The sequence below is a fragment of the Haloferax sp. Q22 genome (assembly GCF_001482285.1).
GTDB lineage: Archaea > Halobacteriota > Halobacteria > Halobacteriales > Haloferacaceae > Haloferax.
This window is the reverse complement of the sequence record NZ_LOEP01000035.1, coordinates 1-16218: the sequence shown is the minus strand read 5'-3', so window position 1 is coordinate 16218 and position 16218 is coordinate 1. Positions and strand designations below refer to the sequence as shown.

Below are 16218 nucleotides of genomic sequence, written 5' to 3'. Positions count from 1 at the left end.
GGTACGATAGCCATTGCGTCGGCGGCGAACGAGTGCGAAGAGGAGTAAAACTATACGCTTATATGTAAGTATATATGAATATGAATACTGAGAAAATCGACCGCAGAGCGAGAGAGATCGACTCAGACAATACCGTTCGGCAAAAGGGAACCAGAACGCGGGCTTCGATTATCGCGTATTTCGATGGCAACGATTTCGAGGGGACGATACACAGAAATGCAGACACGTATGCGGCATTCGTTGCCGTGGTTACAGACTCGGGGCGATCAGGATTCGAAGCGAAACGAGACGAGGATCACAAAATCCTCAAAAAGGAGTTAGCCGATGCGTTTCGAGACGCCGGCTTCGTCAACTCGGACGAGGCGCTCGCAATCCCAGGTCGAGATAACTGCAATGAGATTACAGGGGCTGTCGGGCCACTGATGCCCGCGATCGTAGCTATCCTCGAAACAGAACATGGGATTGACTCGACGGAAGCCGTACGGCAGTACCGCCCTGACTCGCTAGACAGTATCCGCCCTACTGAGGAACCTGAACGGGACACACAGGTTGAGAAGGATTGGAAACAAATCCTCCAGGATGCAGCAGGCTCCGACCCAGACGCTGAAGCGTATGTGTACGTACTCAAACTGAAGCGAGTCAGCGAATCATCGACGTGGTTCTACGTCGGGAAAAGTGAAGGCGGGTTTACTGGCTTACTGAGACGCATTCGGAGCCACGCGAAGAAGTTCAACCAATCCCGAGTCGTTACGCACGAAGGGAAGGACATCCTAGTTGGGGACTACAACTTCTCCATCCAGCCACCAGGCACAACCCACGAATTAGTAGATATTGAGCGAATTGTCTCGATCTCTGAGGCTGATCTTGCTGCCTTCGATGATGCAGACGTGAGAACCTGTTACATTGCCGAGAGAGAACGACGTACTGCGTATGAAGTCGCCCTTGACCATGAGACGACGAACGTACTGGGTGGGAAGTAACCAGAGACATGAGACCACCACACGAGACACCCGATGATGACGAGTACGGTGATGTAACAATCGACGAACGAGGACGACTCACAATTCCACACGCTCTCCGCGACGAGTTGCACATCGACGGTGGAACGACATTCAAAGTCATCCGGGAGGGAAGCGACATTCGGCTCGTTCGCCAGTTACCAGACCTGCAGACACTCACGACAGGAAACTCGGACGCAGAGTGGGGCGACAAAGCATTCCGGGATGCTGGCGAAGCCACGTTTGGCGACCGATAGCTCGTCGTCCTGTTTGCTCACTGCCGTCCGTCATGCTGTCGTCGCCACTCGAAGTAGGCTTCGTTGCGCTCGAAGCGGACGGGGTCGTCGCCAACTGAGTTCAACACGCCAATCTTGACGAAGAGGGTGAGATATCGCCGCGCGGTATCCGGGGCGCATTTTGCACGCGTCGCAATCTCCGAGACGCGCATTGGCTCGGTGAGTTCGAGCGCAACGCGATAGAGTCGATCTTCGACGGGAGCGTTATCGAGACGCTCACGGAACGACGTCGAAAAATCGGGTGGACGACCCGACGACGGGGTGTCTGTCATAGATACTGCAAGTCGGTCCTCCCCAATGAACGTGCGTGCCGAGTTACCACACCCGACGCGACACCCCACCTATCCACAGGGTGGGATTGAACGGGGCCGCGGCGAGGACGAAGACGGCCGACTGTAGCACCGCAGGCCGGAGGCCGAGGCGCGCACGGCGGCCCTCGAGTCGTCGCCGCGGGGGCGTTCGACAACCGCTAGCCAGTTACCAACTCTGTTGGAGAAGATGGCGTGCCTCGAGGAGGTGATCGATTCCCTCACCAAATTGGGCGTTCTGCGACCGTGCGTCGCGTTCGGTTGCCTCACACGACGCGCTGAAGCGGACTGCCCCAGCGTGGTACACTGAAAGTATCTGCTGGAGCCGTCCCAAAGACAGCGAATTGGCGTCAAGCGCGTAGGAAACCAGCGCGTCATTGACCGACGGTGCAGCCTGGGTCATGGCGACGTCGAACTGTTGCTTCGCGCTGGTAAACTCGCCCATCTCACGTGACGTCGTCCCCGCCGACAGTAACTGAGTCGTTTCGGTGAGACCCCGATGGAGATCCCCGAACGTTGCATAGACCGTTTCCAATCGATTCATGCCAGCGAGCGTCTGTTCGTAGTCAGGAACGAGTGAAGTGGAAATCGAACCTGACGAATACATGGCCGCCAGCACCTCATCAAGCGTTTGCCGTTGCTGCTCCATTGCTGTGAGTTGAGCATCAATATCTCCCAACAGAGTCGGGTCGACTCTACCTGCATAAATCGCGAATTCATCCGCAAGAAGCGAACTGGAGGTCGTTTCGCCGGTTTCAAGAAATTCTAAAAGCGTGTTGTAGAACGAGTGTGCGGCGTTGATCGCGTCAATCTCGACTTCGAGGGCTGGTTGTGGTGGGGGGCGTTCAACACCGGGAATGATACTGAGCAACTCATCGACTCGGTGACTGATGCCAGCAACCAGACGGTCGTACGATGTGCCCCAACTGTTCAGTTCACGCTGACTCGTGGTTACTGCGTTTTCGATTGCCGACCGGATCTGAGACACTTGCTGTGGGTCTGCGAGATCTGCTGAGTCAATGAACGCTGCAAGCGACTGGAGTGATGTATGTGAGACATCGACTGACCGAACCTGTGAGCCACCCACCGAGAGACTACTGCTGAGAGCGGAGAGCTTCAGGAACCGTCGACGTTTCATATATGATAACAGTAGTGGAAAAGATTATAACATTTTCTAGCTACAAATCAGAATAGTGATACAGTCAGATAAACAGCGGATTCAATTGGCTATGAACCGGGTTGAGTCCGGTATCCGCCCCTCCATTGAGCAGACATCACACGTCTATGCTGTTGAGTTTGCTACGGAATTATCACAATACGAGTTCGAAGACGTGATCGCAACGGTGGAAACACAACGGGAGTCGTTCCAGCCTACTATCGCTATGCTACGTCGGGTGAGGAAAATCGCGGAACTCGTCGAAGACGAATTGGCGGTTGACGTTGGTCATGCAAAGTTCGTGCGAATCGCGACGAACGTCGCGATGCTGTCGTCATTCACATCGACGCTCATCTCTGCAGCGACGCTCGTTCAAGCCTCACAAGAGCTCACGGCACAATACGAACACACAGGAGACGTCGCTGCTGTCGAAGACTCCTATTTCACGACCTTCTACCAGGCGCTTGCAATCTTCATTGTGGACTGTATGCTGTTTACCACCCCTGTGAGTTACAAAGCCGCTTGGGCTGGGACGCGATTCATCAACAATCGCTATCTCTATCGGCTCAGACTGGTTTCTCCGTCACTCCACCGACTCGTACTGAGCGAAGTCCACTATCTCATCCGGGATATCGTCCCGCAGATGTTGAAGTCGCCGCTCCACTTCTCCGAATACCTTCTTTCGGTGACGGTGACAACGTTTGAACAGCTCTGGGAATTCGCATCAGAGGAGATTGCGATCAGCAAACTCCCAACGCGCATCAAACAGATTGTCAACGAGTTCAAGACATTCGTTGAGTCGAAATACGAAATCACAGTTCCAGAACTCGAGTGGACGGCGTTTTACGCAACTGTCCTCGCAGACGTTCACGAGATTATTGGAGCAGAGCTACTGTCGATAGACGACTTCCAGAGCCCGCTTACAGATTCGACGTAGCAGTCGACTGACCACGTGAAGCAACTGACGAGCGTGTCTACGACCGCAACCACCCGAACACCGACCACCCGCCACGTTCCTCGTCCGCGTCCGCTTCTAACTCACGCACCCGAGCTTCGGCCGCCTCGCGCGCTGCCCGTTCGGCTTCGAGTGTCGCCTGCAACTGTTCGTTCTCGTCGAGTGCCGATTCGAGTTGCGTCGTGAGTTCTTGCATCCGCCCACTCACTTCACGCCCGCCGAGTGGCGATGGAACCGTCGGGGGCTGGTCGGCTGACGACGCACCCCGGTCAGGCGACGACGCCGTACCTGCATCCGTCGCCGGCCGACTGTCTGCTGCATGCGTCGTCCCCGACCCACTCACACGCGACGCACTCGAGGACTGATAGTACTCGCTCGTCCCGGCAATCGCCCGGTCGATGGTCGTCTCGCCGTAGGTCGACCCATCCGAGAAGTGAACGGCGTCCCATTTCGGCCGGTACAGCCCGGAGTCGCGAACCAGACGGTCGATCTGCTGGGCGTCGCCGGCCGTCCAAAACGCAAGCATCGAACACAACGCCATGTCCGCTTCGGAGTGGCTGTCGTAGCCCGTCGTGTCGCCGCGCCACAGGCGACTGAACTTCGCCCCGTTCGCCGCGTTCGACGCCCGCTCGATAAGCGCGTCGTCCGTGAGGTCGTTGCCCGGGCCAGTCACGCTGACGCTGGCTCCCGACTGCACACCTGATGCCGTGCTCGAGGTATGCGTTGGCTCTGCGTCGGCCACCGTGTCGAAGTACGCGTCGTGAATCGCGTCGAGGGCGTCCTGCCGTGCGGCCACCGTCGTCGGCGTCCCCGTGACGTGGTTGCCGGTCACGGTGAAGAATCGTGCGTCGTCGTACAGTTCGAGATTCCCGGTTCGGTTGCCACCCGGGGGCAGCGCCCCGCGGGTGATGACGTGATAGCCCGTCCCCGAGGGACTGACTTCCGTATACGAGTCCAGGCGGTCGATGAGTTCCTGTGCCCAGTCGTCGGCCTGACCCGTCTCGGGGTCGCGACACTTGTCGAGGTCAACGCCGACGAACGGACCAGCCGCAGTAAACACGTAGCCCACACCGTCCGCTGGGCCGTCGGCTGCGTACGCCCGCGCCTCGTCGAACGTCGTCCATGTCGCCGGGTCAGTCGCCGACGCATACCCCCCCGTCACGTCCCGCGGAACCTTCGTTTCGTCTCCACTGCGCGTCTGGCTGCGCCACCCCACCCATGTTGCCTGTTCGAGAAGTACATCTGGCAGCTGGTCCCGTGTCGGGAGTGGTGGCGTCATTGCGAGTTGTGGTCTCGACAGGCCCGTGATAGCTGTTTCCCGCGCGTTCACGAGGCTGATAATCGGAGCCAAAAGCTACACCCCTGATACCGAGGGTGAACCGAGACACACGCGCTACACCCCCGGTTTCCAGGGGTGTACATGCACGCCGCTTCTCCGCAAGGGTGTACTCCCTTGTGACCGGTCTAAGGGTGTAGCGACGACGCGTTGTGTCCCCGCAATGTGCTGTTTGCCGAATCTTCGATTCGCGCGGTTTCGCCATGCTCGACGCCGCTCGCGACGTATTTCGGGTCGCTACTCAATGGGGTCGCGAGCCCACACGCCCGTCACCACGTCGCGCAACGCGACTGCTCACACCCCCGACTCCCCGGTACACCCCATCGTACGGGGGGTGTATCGCCTGTTTTCGATTCGCCTTGGTGGGCCCTCTGCGTCGCTGCTCCCCACGTCCGGTGTCGCTTCGCACCCCTGTATGGCCACCCCCACGACGACGGCCGTTCTCCCTGTGAACGCTCGCCAACACCCTCGATGCGCGCGTCGCTCGAGTTGAACGACTGGTGTCGATGGCCGCCATTGGTTGGCCCGAGCGATGGCCGCCATTGTTGGGACGGCGCGATGGCTGTTTGGGGTGGTGTTGTTGCGGGCGTCTGCAGGGGTGTACTCCAGTCGAAATGGGGGGTCAAAGATTTCGAGATGTGTGCGGTACAGAGAGATCTATCGACACCATGACGCCAATACCCCCAGGCGTCGCCAGACCACGGACGAGTGGACCATCACGGACGACGGTCGTAAGGTCCGCCGGCAGTCGAACGACCACCTCGTTCGAATCCACGCCTTCTCGGGGCGAAACGAGCCGAAGCGGATTCGCCTGCACCAGAACATGGGGCAGTAACCGACGGTCGGCCTGTGGGCCGTCCTCTCGTAACGAGGGTCTGCGTCCGGGTGACCTGGAAGCGAGACGAGACTCTCCGAGGTCGATCGATGAACCACCGCACAGTCGGCTCACGAAGATACGTAGGCGACGTTCAAGTAGGAACCAACAGTACGAAACTCCAGTCGTATTTGTCTCAAAGAACCGTCCGATTAACCCCCAGTAAAGGGCGTCTCTCGCCGTCTACGCGGGGTTGAGAGGTCTTGCGCCGACAGCTAACATTTATACACGGTCGGGTGATAGGCGTTCACATGAAACTCGACGAGTCTGCGCTGGCGGCGACAACAAACGACCTCACACGAGAGGTCGACGCACGAGGGGTGGCAGACCTCATCGAATTCCGAATGGACAAGGCGGATAACCCGCTCGAACAACTCGCAGCGTACGACGGCGAACTCCCGATACTCGCGACCAATCGCGCCCGCTGGTTCGGGGGACAAGCGAACGACGAGGGGCGACTGGACGACCTCTTTTCCGCATCTCGATACGACGCAGTTGAGTTCGTCGACATCGAACTCGAGACGATTCGCTCCAAGGCGTGGCTGGCCGACGAGTTCCACGAGAACGATGTCCAGCTCGTCGTCTCCCACCACGACTTCGACGAGACGCCCGACCGCGAGGTGCTCGACGCCATCATCGAGCAGTGTGCGGAGTTCGGTGACATCGCGAAAGTGGCGGTGTACCCCCAGAACCAAGGAGACACGCTCACCCTGCTTGAGGCCGTCAACGACGCGACCAATCACGGCATCGACGTGGCCGGTATCTCCATGGGCGAAATCGGGAGCCACACGCGGGTCATCGGCCATCTCTACGGGTCGAAGCTCGGATACGCGCCCCTCCTCGCAGACGACAACGACTACGCGCCGGGCCAGATTCCGCTCGAAAAGCTCGCCTCGCTCATCGAACTCACGAAGAACGAGCGCGTCGACGGACAAGTCATTGACACGCTCCGAAGCGAGGTGTCGGTGCCGAAGGAACTGACGCTCTCGGACTGACCGCCGCGGCCCGGCGGTCACCCATTGCCAGCAGACTCGTTTTCACACCGACGCCCGTGGATTCGTCTTCCCAGGCGGTCAGTTGCTTGGTAGTCAGCGCTGTGTTCGGCGTCCGGCCGCACTCATCGGCGACCCCCTACCGTCAGCGGCTCGACGATTTGGAGGCCTTTCTCCTCGGCGATTTCACGCATCGAAGCGAGAACGTCCTCGGTTGACCCCGATGCAGTCGCCAATCGGAGGCGTGCGCTGGAGACGTCGAGAGAGCCGGTGGGCGCAGACAAGGAGATGTCGGTGACTGTTGCGTTCCGCGTTGCTTCGAGTTGCGTGAGCGTATCTGAGAGGTCAGTCTCGATGAGGTGTCCCGAGAGAATGACGGTCAGGTGGTCGCTGTACCGCTCAGTTCCGGCCTGAACGACGTTGACGTTGGCGTCGCTCAGTTCCTCGACGATGCTGTCGAAGCGGTCAGGTGTCGACTCGATATCGACTTCCACCGGGATGTAGCCCCGCGGGGTGACGTTTCCTCGCTCGTGGAAAATCGAGAGGAGATTCCCCCCGTGTTCGGCGATCGGTTGCAGCGAGCGCATGAGTTCGCCGGGTTTGTCCACGAGTTCGAGTCGGAGCGTGTACGCCCGGACGTCGTCGTCTCCCTCACTCATCCGTACAACACCGTACCAACGTGTCGTTCATTGTCGGAAATCGAACGAGCACACGAATATACGTATTGCGGTCAGACTACTCGGTTATCAACCGCGGGCACGGCCGTCATCTCGGCGACTGCGCGCCGGACAGCCACCGACCGACACATCTCGTCGGATATTCCGTTTTACAGTAAACAATGGTTAACAGTTCACACAGCGTAGAAACAGGTGTATCCGCCGCCGACGGAACGCGAGAGTGCGGCCGTCCGCGGACGGGTGCGACGGAGAGGAGACAAAGTAAAGATGGCATCAGCAAGCACACCGACACCGACGCCGACGGGGAACGAGCGAATCGCCCGACGCTTCCCGGAGGAAGTCGCGGGCGAGGGGAACATCGGCCTCATCGACGAGATTTGTGCCGAGGACGTCCTCGACCACAGCCCGCTCGGAGAGGTCCGCGGACGCGACGAACTCAAAGCGCAGATTTCGGGCATTCGGGACTCGTTCAGCGACTTCTCGGCCACGGTCGAAGACGCGATTACGGAGGGCGACACGGTCGCCATGCGCGTCACGCTCCGCGGGACGCACGACGGCACGTTCATGGGCATCGAACCGACCGGGAAGACCGTCGAGGTCGGCAACATGGTGTTCACCCGCGTCGAAGACGACATGATAGTCGAGCGGTGGGTCCAACCGGACATGCTCGGCATGCTCACGCAACTCGGCGCTGTGGAACTACCTGAGGCGTAACCGACGCCGAGAACGATACTTTTTGTGCGACGGACGCGCCGCTCGACGATTGAGAAGGAAGCACGGGCGACCGGGCACCCGCCCGCACTCCACGGACACTGGGGAAAAACCTCCCCTGTATACGCAACCCAAGTGCAGGTATCTACCTGCAGTAGACGCTACAACGTCCTCTGTTAAAACATTTTTCAAATGTCATATGCGACGTGTGTGCAGCGCTCACGGTTAGCTAATCGAGCAGTCACCCGTCGAACGTCGAGAGGCGGCGGCGTTCCTGGGCGAGGATTCGCGCCCAGTAGTCGAACAGAACGCTGTCGAGGTCGTACACGTCGGCGATGCGACGGACCCACTCGTCGTCCGAAAACAGCAGTCGCTGGAAGGTCCGCACGTCGGGGTCGAGTTCGGTCCGCCGGCCGGTGTAGTAGGCGACGGTCTGCTCGCGGGTCCGCTCGACCAACAGCGGAGGGACGAAGATGCCCGACTCGCGGGCGACGTAGGTGAACCACTCCAGATGGAGAATCGCGTCAGCGAGGACGAACCGCTCGGCGAAGCCGTCGACGTACGCCGTCGCCGGTCGCCCGTCGACGTACACGTCTTCCGGGCGGGAAAACCGCGGCACCGACAGGTGCGGGAGGTCGTCGGCGTAGCGCTCGGCGACCCGCCGAAGCCGGACGTCCACGTAGGCGCAGGGCCCCGCGAGGCCGAGTTCGTACCACAGCGGCATCCACTGACAGAACGGGTCGCAGAACACCGCGTCGGCCAGCAGGTCGGCGGCGACAGAGCGGGCGAGGTCCGGTGGGAGGTCGGTCCGCCCCGCGCGCATGGCGTCCGTCGCGCGGACCACCCGCGACTCGAAGTCGCCGACGCGGAGGCCCATGCCCGCGGCTACGTCGTGGACGTACTCGGCACCGATTCGGTACCAGTCTGCGAAGTCGGCCGGTCGACGGAGTCGAAGGAGGCGCAGAACAGTCACAGGAGAACTACGGGGGACGGCGGTTTGGCTCTATCCCTGGTGTGGGCGGCGCGAGGGCCGCACCTACCGGCGGTCGAACGAGAGCGCGAGCGGCGTCGCGTTGGTCAGGTTGTCACTGACCGGGCAGCGCGATTCCACGGCGGTGAGCCACGCGTCGATGGTCGCCTCGTCGGCGTCCACGTCGGCGGTGACCGCGACGCGAATCTCCTCGTAGCCGGCGCGGCCGTCGTCGCGCTTGCCCATGAACTTCGCGGGGTTCAGGTCGCCCTCGATGGAGATTTCGAGGTCCCGTACGTCGAGGTCCATCTCGCGGGCGACCACGTGGGCCGTGACGTTCAGACAGCCGGCGAGCGCGCCGAGGACGTACTCGACGGGGTTCGGCCCGGCGTTCGCCCCACCCAGCGATTCGGGCTCGTCGACGACGAACTCGAAGCCGCGGGTGAAGACGCGGGTTTCGGTAGGCGATGCGGCTTCCGCGGCGACGGCGAAGGTCAGGGTCTGGGATTTCTCAGCGGACATGCCTAAAGAGAGACGCGCCGGGACGATAGCCACAGAAGACGGTTCTCAACCCTCGGGAAGCGTGTTAGCGGCTGTCTGTCCCGGGTTCTATCGCGGCCGAATCGCCCGCATCGTCGGCCAACACGTCGTCGAGGCCCCACTCCGAGGCCCTCGCGCGGGCCTCCTCGCGGGCCTCGGACCGAATCTCCTCGATCGCGTCGGTGTCGTCGAGAAACGCTTCGACCGCGCTCTGGTCGCGGCCCTCCTCGCGGCGGGCGGCGGGGGCGGCGTCGACGGTCTGTTCGGCCAATCGCTCGTCGCCGGCGAGGACGCGGGCCGGCTCGCCTGGCGGGATGCGGAACGCCTCGACCTCGTGGGCGTCCGCGAGGGCCGCGGCGTCGACGGCGTGGACCGCGGCGCGAGTTGGACCGGTGACCGCGAACCCCTCCAGCCCGTCGCGGCCGCCGACCTCGCGCTCCGTGTCGTAGGCGAGGACGGGAATCCCGTCTTCGAACGTGACGACGCCGCGGGTGGTCTCGCCGAGGAGGAGCGCGTCCTGCGGCTCGAAGACGACGTAGCCGGTCAGCTCCTCGTCGAGTACCGCCCGAAGGACCGCCGCGGCGTCGTCGACGACGCGCGACCGGCGGAGTTCGCCCCGCGGGATTCTCATATCCGCTCGGGGACGACGGCGCTTTTGAACCGCTCCGCCACGTCGCGGCCGTCGCCGTCGCGCACGTCGAGTCGGGCGGCCGCCTCGCGGAAGGCGTCGGCGGCCGGGTCGTCGGGGGCGTGCGCGAGGAGGGGTTTCCCCTCGCGGCGGGCCGCCCGGACCGCGTCGCTCTCGGGAACCGAAGCGAGCGTCTGTCCTCCGAAGTAGCGGCCGGCCTGCTCGGCGATTCGGTCGACGTTCTCGTCGGGTTGCACGCGGTTGAACACCACGCCCGCCGTGTCGGTGCCGTACGAGTGGGCGTACTCCTGGACTTTCAGCCCGTCGGACAGCGACGGCACGGTGGGTTGCAGGACGACGACGATGCGGTCCGCGAGGACGACCGGAAGCACCGCGCTCTTCGAGCCGAGCGCGGCGGGCGAATCGAGGAGGAGCACGTCCGTGTCGGCGGCGAGTTCGGCAACCACGTCGCGGAGGCGACCGGGGTCCGCGGCCTCGAACGCCGCAAGACTCGTCCCACAGGGGACGACCGACATGCCGAACCGCTCGTACACCGCGTCGGACACCGCGGCGTCGCGCTCGTCGACGAGTAAGTCGTGGAGCGTCACGTCGGCGTCATCCAACCCGGCGTGGAACAGCAGGTTCGCCATGCCCGTGTCCGCGTCGATGACGGTCACGTCGTAGTCCTCGGCGAGCGCCATCCCCAGCGCGAGCGTACTCGTCGTCTTCCCCGTGCCGCCCTTCCCGCTGGCGACGGCGAACGCCTCGACCATGCCCCCACGTGTCCGGTGATTTCGCATAAGTGTTCGGAACGGGTGTGGACGCGTACCGACGAATGCCGTGTTAAACAGTAACAAGCATTATTAGTGAGGGCATCATGGCGTGAAACGTCCAGTGATGTTCCGAATTGTAATCCAATCGTTCGCTTTCTCAGTCGATGGCTCGACGTTCGCGGTGTACGCGACCCTCCTCACCATCGCGTTCATCGTCTACCTGAATCGGTGACTCGGCGTCGGTTCGAACCGTGACGTGCAGACGAGTTCCGCGGCCCCGCGCCGGACGAGACTGGCGTTGCGTTCTCGGTCGGCGTCGGCTCGTCGTCACTCTGGGGGCGGAGAGTCGGCGTTCGACGGCGCAGCGGCTCAGACCGCCTCGGCGAGCGCGTCGAGCAGGCGGTCGTTCTCGTCCGGGCGGCGGACGTTGATTCTGACGTGTGAGTCGAGCCGCTGGTAGTCGCGGGCGTCGCGGACGGCGAAGCCGCGCCGCCGCGTCTCGTGGAGGACGTGGTCCACGTCGTCGGCGCGGAACAAGACGAGCGTGCTGTCGGCCGGGTGCGGGTCGTAGCCGAGTCGGTCCAGTTCCGCGATTACTCGCGGTCGCTCCCGTTCGACCCGGTTCCGCGTGGCTTCGAGGAAGGCGTCCTGTTTGAGACAAAACGTCGTGACTTCCACCGCTGGGGCCGACAGCACCCACGTACAGCGCGCCCGCGAGAGTCGGTCGCCGAGGTCGCCTGTCGCGGCCGCGAAGCCCGCCCGGAGCGAGGGGACGCCGAAGACGTTCGTCACCGAGTGGAGCGCGATGACGCCGTCGAGACCCGCCGTGCTCGGGAGGCGCGTGAAGCCGAGGTACGACTCGTCGACGATGACGGGCGTGCCGGCCCGGCGGCAGTCGTCGATGAACGCCCGAAGCTCGTCTCGCGGGTAGGCCGTTCCGACCGGGTTCGCTGGGTAGCTGAGAATCACCGCCGCGTGTTCGGCGGGGTCGACGGTTTCGAGCAGGCGGTCGTGGGGAACGTGGACCGGCTCGCCGCCTTGGAGCCGGATCTCGCGGGCGTACTCGCCACAGCAGGGGGCCGGGAGCGCCACGCTGTCGCCCGGCGAAACGGTCACCCCGACGGCGAGCCGCATCGCTTCGACGACGCCCGCCGCGGGGACGACATCCTCCGGGTGACAGCCCACGAACTCCGCGGCTGCGACGCGAAATCGAGAGTAGTCGTCCAGCGAGTATCGCCGCGAGGTGGAGAGCGCCGACTCGTAGACGCCGGCGATGCCCGCTGGCCGCTCCGGGTTCGACCCGGTGCTGAAATCGACGAGGGAGTGGTCGGCGGTCCCGCCGTGGGTAACGTGGTCGACGTCGGAAACGGAACCGGGGTCCATATCAACGTGCTAGCCACCGACCATAATCAAGGCTTCTACGGGAACCATTTAGCTACCATCGTTGATTCCACACCCCACGGGCCGCTTTCCCGGCGGTTCTCAAATCGAAGAGACGGTCGCGCGGTCGTCGGCGACGACGCCGTAACTCGCCTTGCCGACGCCCCGGGGAATCGGGTCGTCGTCGTACCGCGAATCGAGGCTCGCGAGCACCGCGTCGCGGACGCAGACCCGGGCCGCGTTGCCGACCTCGGTCGCGCTCCCCGAGAACGTCACCGGGTCGCCGGTGGGGTCGCACGCGGCGACCACGGCGTCGGTCGTCGTCCCCGGCGCACCGCAGCGAGCGAGAAGCGTCGCCGCCTTCGCCTCGGCGGCCACGGCGACGAGGTTCGCGAGCGCACCCGGCTCCAGCGACCGGGTCGTCCCGACGAAGACGTTGACGGTGCCGACCGAGCCGTCTCGCTCGGGGTCGCCGACCGCGTCAGGCGCGGCCGACTCGCCGCCCCACTCGCTCGGCTCGCCGTCTATCGGGAGTTCTGCCGGGTTCGACACGCCTGCGGTGGCGACGACTTCGACCGGGCCGAACCGGGCGCGCCGGGCGTGTTCCTGCCCGACGCCCGTCAGGAGCGTCGGCCCGCGCTCGTCGAAGCCGGCCGCCGAGAGCCGTCGCTCGATGTACGCGTCGAGGTCGGTCTCGGGCCAGCCCTCGGGGACGGTGACGTTGAACGCGGCGTCGGCCCGCGACTCGCCGCCGGCGTAGCCCGTCGAGAGCCAGCGCGTGTCCGGGCGGCGTAGCCGACAGACGCCGTCGCGGCGCGTCGCCTCAAACATCGGTGGCGACGGCGGCGAGCGCCCGGAGCAGTTCGTCGTTCTCGTCGGGGCGTTTCACCGCGACGCGGACGTGCGAGTCGAGCGTCGGAAACGTCGTCGCGTCCCGGACGGCGACGCCGTGGTCGCGGGCGGTCTCGACCACCGCGTCCACGTCGCGGTCGCCGACGTCGAGGAGGAGAAACGGCGCGTCCGATGGGTACACGTCGAAGGCCTCGGACAGCGTCTCACGGAGTCGCTCGCGCTCGTCAGCGACGCGCTCCCGCGTGCGCGAAACGAACTGGGTGTCGTCCATGCAGTACGCGCCGACGGCGGCTGCGGGCGTCGAGAGCGACCACGCCCGTCGGGCCACGGCGAGTCGGTCGCCGAGGTCGTCGGTGGCGACGGCGAACCCGGCGCGGATGCCCGGCAGGCCGAACATCTTCGTCAGCGACCGGGCGACGACGACGCCGGGTTCGCCCGCGAGGCTCGGTTCGTCGGTGAAATCGAGGAACGCCTCGTCGACGACGAGGACCGTGTCGACCTCGCGGCAGCGTGCCGCGAACGCCCGGAGGTCGGCCGCGGGCGCGAGTTCGCCCGTCGGGTTGTTCGGCGTGCAGACGACCGCGACCGCGTGGTCCGTGGGGTCGGCGTCGAGAATCGCGTCGTGGGCGACGGGAACCGGCTCCGCGCCCTGCAGGCGAACCTCGCGGTCGTACTCCCCGAAGCTCGGTTGAGGGACGAGCGCGGTGTCGCCGGGTGAGAGCGTCACCTCGAACGCGAGTCGGAGGGCTTCGAGGCCGCCCGCAGTCGGCACGACCGCCGCGGGGGCACAGCCGACGTAGTCGCCGGCGACCCCCCGGAAGTCGGCGTAGTCGTCGTCGGGGTAGCGGGTCGAAGCGTCGAACGCCTCGCGGTACACCGCCTCGACGCCGTCGGGACGCTCGGGGGTGGTGTTCGCGCTGAAGTCGAGGACGGTCGGGTCGGTCGTCCCGCCGTGAGGGACGCGGCTCCCCGTCCGAACGGACTCAGGGTCCATCGTCGATGTCGGCGTCAACCTCGGCGTCGGCCGCCGCGGTCCCGGTCTCGACCGCTTCGGGGTCCAACGTCGAGAGCACGTCGAGCGTGGCCGCCTCCACGTCGTCGAGGACGCCCATCCGGTCGGCGAGCATGAGCGCGCCGCCCATGCCCGCGCCCTCCTTGGCCTCGCCCGCGGCGTAGCGGTCCAGCGGGTGCGTCTCGAAGCCGGGGTCGGTGACGGTCAACTCGAGGTCGAACGCCTCGGCGGCGTCGGTCAGTTCGGGAACGTCGTCTGCGAGGTACGAGGTCGTGGCGAGCGTCAAGTCGCCGTTCGCGCCGGCGTGGCGGGCGAGCGCGGCGGCCGCGAGCAGTTGCGTCCCGCCGCCGAGCGTCACCTCGATGCCGTTTTCGAGCGCGCCGACGGTGAGTCCGGCCACGACTGGAAGCACCGGATCACCGAGATAGCGGGCGGCGCGCCGGGGTTTGTGGGCCGCGAAGCCGGGTTCGACGTCGCTAGCTTCGAACGCCTCGGCGACGACTTCTTCTTTCAGGCCCGTCGGGTTGTCCGGGAGCGACGACGAGACGGGGAACTCCTCGCCGAGCGCGCGGAACACCGCGAGCGCCGTGGTCGTCCCGCCGGGGACGGTCTCGCCGATGACGAGTTCGTCCTCGGGGAGCGCGAGGCCCATCCGCCGGGCCGCCTCGAATGCGCCGGGGGAGGTCGGGACCGGTTCGCTCTCGCGGATGTCGCGGCCGGGTCGCGCGCCCACGTCGATAGTCGGCGCGGCGCTCGGCTTCGCGAGGCCGGCGTCCACGGTGAGCACGTCGAAGCCGATGAGTTGCTTGACGGCGCGGGTGACGGCCGCGGGCGTCGGACAACCCGTCGGACTGACCGGCGTCACCGGCGAGCGGACTGGCTCGCCGTACTCGATGATTTCGGCGTCCGCGCTCGGCGTGTGACCGACGAGCGACGGGTCCGCGCCGGCGGCGCTGATGCCGGGAATCTTCGCCGTCTCGGTCGTGCCGGCGACGAGGACTACTCGCATTGGTCCTCCGCGAGCGCGATGTCTGTCGGGCGGTTCACGTTGAGTGCAAGTCTGGTGTCTGTGGAGAGGTACATGGTCGAATCGGTGTCTGTGTCGGTGTCAGTAGGGGTTCCCGCCTCAGCGTCCGCGGGACCGACGACGCCCAGTCCGGTCGGGCAGACGGCGGTCCCCTCGTGGTCGAAGACGAGCGCGTCGTCGACGCTGGCTCCGAGGGCTCGCTTCAGTTCGACGGGGACGCACGCGGTGGCGGCCCCGCCATCGGCGGCCGAAACGACTGCGTCGACGTGCTCGGGAGCCACGAGCGGCAGGTCGGCGACGACGGTGACGACCGGTCGGGTGACGCGGTCCAACGCGAAGCCGAGGTCGGAGACGTAGCCGTCGCCGGGGGCCTCGATGGGGTCGAGACCGAGGTCGGCGGCGCGGTCGCGAGTGTTCGGCGTGTGCGGCGAAGTGACCGCGCGGACGGTCCCGACGCTCGAATCGTGGAGCGCCGCGGCGACCCGGTCGAGCATGGGTCGCCCGCAGATGTCCACGAGCGGCTTTTCGACCGACGCGTCGAGGCGGGTGCCGCGGCCGCCGCACATCACGAGAGCGTCCACGTCACCACCCCCACGTGGACGGCCGCGGCGCGGGCCAGCTCGTTCGTCGCGCCCAGCAGGTCGCCGGAGACGCCGCCGAGTCGGGCGCGCCCCCACGAGCGGACGAGCAGCGCGACGACCGGCCCACAGCAGAGCGCGGCGACGACGGCGGG

Annotated in this window: 19 protein-coding genes; 6 read left to right on the top strand and 13 right to left on the bottom strand. The window is 64.7% G+C overall.

What is annotated here, in order from left to right:
* The first annotated feature begins 80 nt into the window (after nucleotides 1–80).
* Nucleotides 81–980, top strand: a complete 900-nt coding sequence (locus tag AM590_RS16650; protein ID WP_058828442.1) for a hypothetical protein — start codon at nucleotides 81–83, stop codon at nucleotides 978–980.
* Between the two features lie 8 nt (nucleotides 981–988).
* Complete coding sequence (locus tag AM590_RS21405) at nucleotides 989–1255, top strand: AbrB/MazE/SpoVT family DNA-binding domain-containing protein (protein WP_082677753.1); 267 nt, start codon at nucleotides 989–991, stop codon at nucleotides 1253–1255.
* A gap of 516 nt (nucleotides 1256–1771) precedes the next feature.
* Here the strand turns inward: AM590_RS21405 and AM590_RS16640 are convergent.
* A complete protein-coding gene (locus tag AM590_RS16640) occupies nucleotides 1772–2740 on the bottom strand; it encodes a hypothetical protein (protein ID WP_058828441.1) in 969 nt (322 codons plus the stop codon).
* Nucleotides 2741–2831: 91 nt separating this feature from the next.
* Between AM590_RS16640 and AM590_RS16635 the strand changes: the two genes are divergently transcribed.
* Nucleotides 2832–3695, top strand: a complete 864-nt coding sequence (locus tag AM590_RS16635; RefSeq protein ID WP_172795829.1) for a hypothetical protein — start codon at nucleotides 2832–2834, stop codon at nucleotides 3693–3695.
* A gap of 37 nt (nucleotides 3696–3732) precedes the next feature.
* Here AM590_RS16635 and AM590_RS16630 read toward each other — a convergent pair whose 3' ends face one another.
* A complete protein-coding gene (locus AM590_RS16630) occupies nucleotides 3733–4992 on the bottom strand; it encodes a hypothetical protein (RefSeq protein ID WP_058828439.1) in 1260 nt (419 codons plus the stop codon).
* A 697-nt stretch (nucleotides 4993–5689) separates the two neighbouring features.
* Here AM590_RS16630 and AM590_RS20590 point away from each other — a divergent pair.
* Nucleotides 5690–5884, top strand: a complete 195-nt coding sequence (locus AM590_RS20590) for a hypothetical protein (RefSeq protein WP_157575478.1) — start codon at nucleotides 5690–5692, stop codon at nucleotides 5882–5884.
* 359 nt (nucleotides 5885–6243) lie between these two features.
* The gene (locus AM590_RS16620) at nucleotides 6244–6918 is read left to right on the top strand and encodes a type I 3-dehydroquinate dehydratase (RefSeq protein WP_082677755.1); all 675 of its coding nucleotides are present in this window, start codon (nucleotides 6244–6246) and stop codon (nucleotides 6916–6918) included.
* Nucleotides 6919–7040: 122 nt separating this feature from the next.
* Here the strand turns inward: AM590_RS16620 and AM590_RS16615 are convergent, their stop codons facing one another.
* The gene (locus tag AM590_RS16615) at nucleotides 7041–7574 is read right to left on the bottom strand and encodes a hypothetical protein (RefSeq protein ID WP_058828436.1); all 534 of its coding nucleotides are present in this window, start codon (nucleotides 7572–7574) and stop codon (nucleotides 7041–7043) included.
* Nucleotides 7575–7859: 285 nt separating this feature from the next.
* Here AM590_RS16615 and AM590_RS16610 point away from each other — a divergent pair, with 285 nt between their 5' ends.
* The gene (locus AM590_RS16610; RefSeq protein WP_058828435.1) at nucleotides 7860–8306 is read left to right on the top strand and encodes an ester cyclase; all 447 of its coding nucleotides are present in this window, start codon (nucleotides 7860–7862) and stop codon (nucleotides 8304–8306) included.
* Between the two features lie 238 nt (nucleotides 8307–8544).
* Here the strand turns inward: AM590_RS16610 and AM590_RS16605 are convergent, their stop codons facing one another.
* The 10 genes from AM590_RS16605 to AM590_RS16560 form a co-directional block, all read right to left on the bottom strand.
* A complete protein-coding gene (locus AM590_RS16605; RefSeq protein ID WP_042662054.1) occupies nucleotides 8545–9276 on the bottom strand; it encodes a hypothetical protein in 732 nt (243 codons plus the stop codon).
* A 63-nt stretch (nucleotides 9277–9339) separates the two neighbouring features.
* Nucleotides 9340–9795, bottom strand: a complete 456-nt coding sequence (locus AM590_RS16600) for an OsmC family protein (RefSeq protein ID WP_058828434.1) — start codon at nucleotides 9793–9795, stop codon at nucleotides 9340–9342.
* Nucleotides 9796–9859: 64 nt separating this feature from the next.
* Nucleotides 9860–10444 carry a hypothetical protein gene (locus AM590_RS16595; protein ID WP_058828433.1) on the bottom strand — a complete coding sequence of 195 codons (585 nt, stop codon included), beginning with the start codon at nucleotides 10442–10444 and terminating at the stop codon, nucleotides 9860–9862.
* Complete coding sequence (locus AM590_RS16590) at nucleotides 10441–11214, bottom strand: P-loop NTPase (protein WP_058828432.1); 774 nt, start codon at nucleotides 11212–11214, stop codon at nucleotides 10441–10443. The genes AM590_RS16595 and AM590_RS16590 overlap by 4 nt, the downstream gene beginning before the upstream one ends.
* Before the next feature lie 369 nt (nucleotides 11215–11583).
* Nucleotides 11584–12597: a histidinol-phosphate transaminase gene (locus AM590_RS16585; protein ID WP_058828431.1), complete on the bottom strand. Its 1014-nt coding sequence runs from the start codon at nucleotides 12595–12597 to the stop codon at nucleotides 11584–11586.
* A gap of 99 nt (nucleotides 12598–12696) precedes the next feature.
* A complete protein-coding gene (locus tag AM590_RS16580; protein ID WP_058828430.1) occupies nucleotides 12697–13425 on the bottom strand; it encodes an adenosylcobinamide amidohydrolase in 729 nt (242 codons plus the stop codon).
* Nucleotides 13418–14440 carry a threonine-phosphate decarboxylase CobD gene (gene cobD, locus AM590_RS16575; RefSeq protein ID WP_058828429.1) on the bottom strand — a complete coding sequence of 341 codons (1023 nt, stop codon included), beginning with the start codon at nucleotides 14438–14440 and terminating at the stop codon, nucleotides 13418–13420. The genes AM590_RS16580 and cobD overlap by 8 nt, the downstream gene beginning before the upstream one ends.
* Nucleotides 14430–15467, bottom strand: coding sequence for a nicotinate-nucleotide--dimethylbenzimidazole phosphoribosyltransferase (locus AM590_RS16570; protein ID WP_058828428.1), 1038 nt, complete (start codon nucleotides 15465–15467; stop codon nucleotides 14430–14432). Before AM590_RS16570 ends, cobD begins: the two co-directional genes overlap by 11 nt.
* Nucleotides 15458–16051 carry an NTP transferase domain-containing protein gene (locus AM590_RS16565; RefSeq protein WP_058828427.1) on the bottom strand — a complete coding sequence of 198 codons (594 nt, stop codon included), beginning with the start codon at nucleotides 16049–16051 and terminating at the stop codon, nucleotides 15458–15460. The genes AM590_RS16570 and AM590_RS16565 overlap by 10 nt, the downstream gene beginning before the upstream one ends.
* Nucleotides 16051–16218: adenosylcobinamide-GDP ribazoletransferase (locus AM590_RS16560; protein ID WP_172795828.1), on the bottom strand; the 168-nt coding region annotated here is incomplete at its 5' end. The genes AM590_RS16560 and AM590_RS16565, both read right to left, overlap by 1 nt.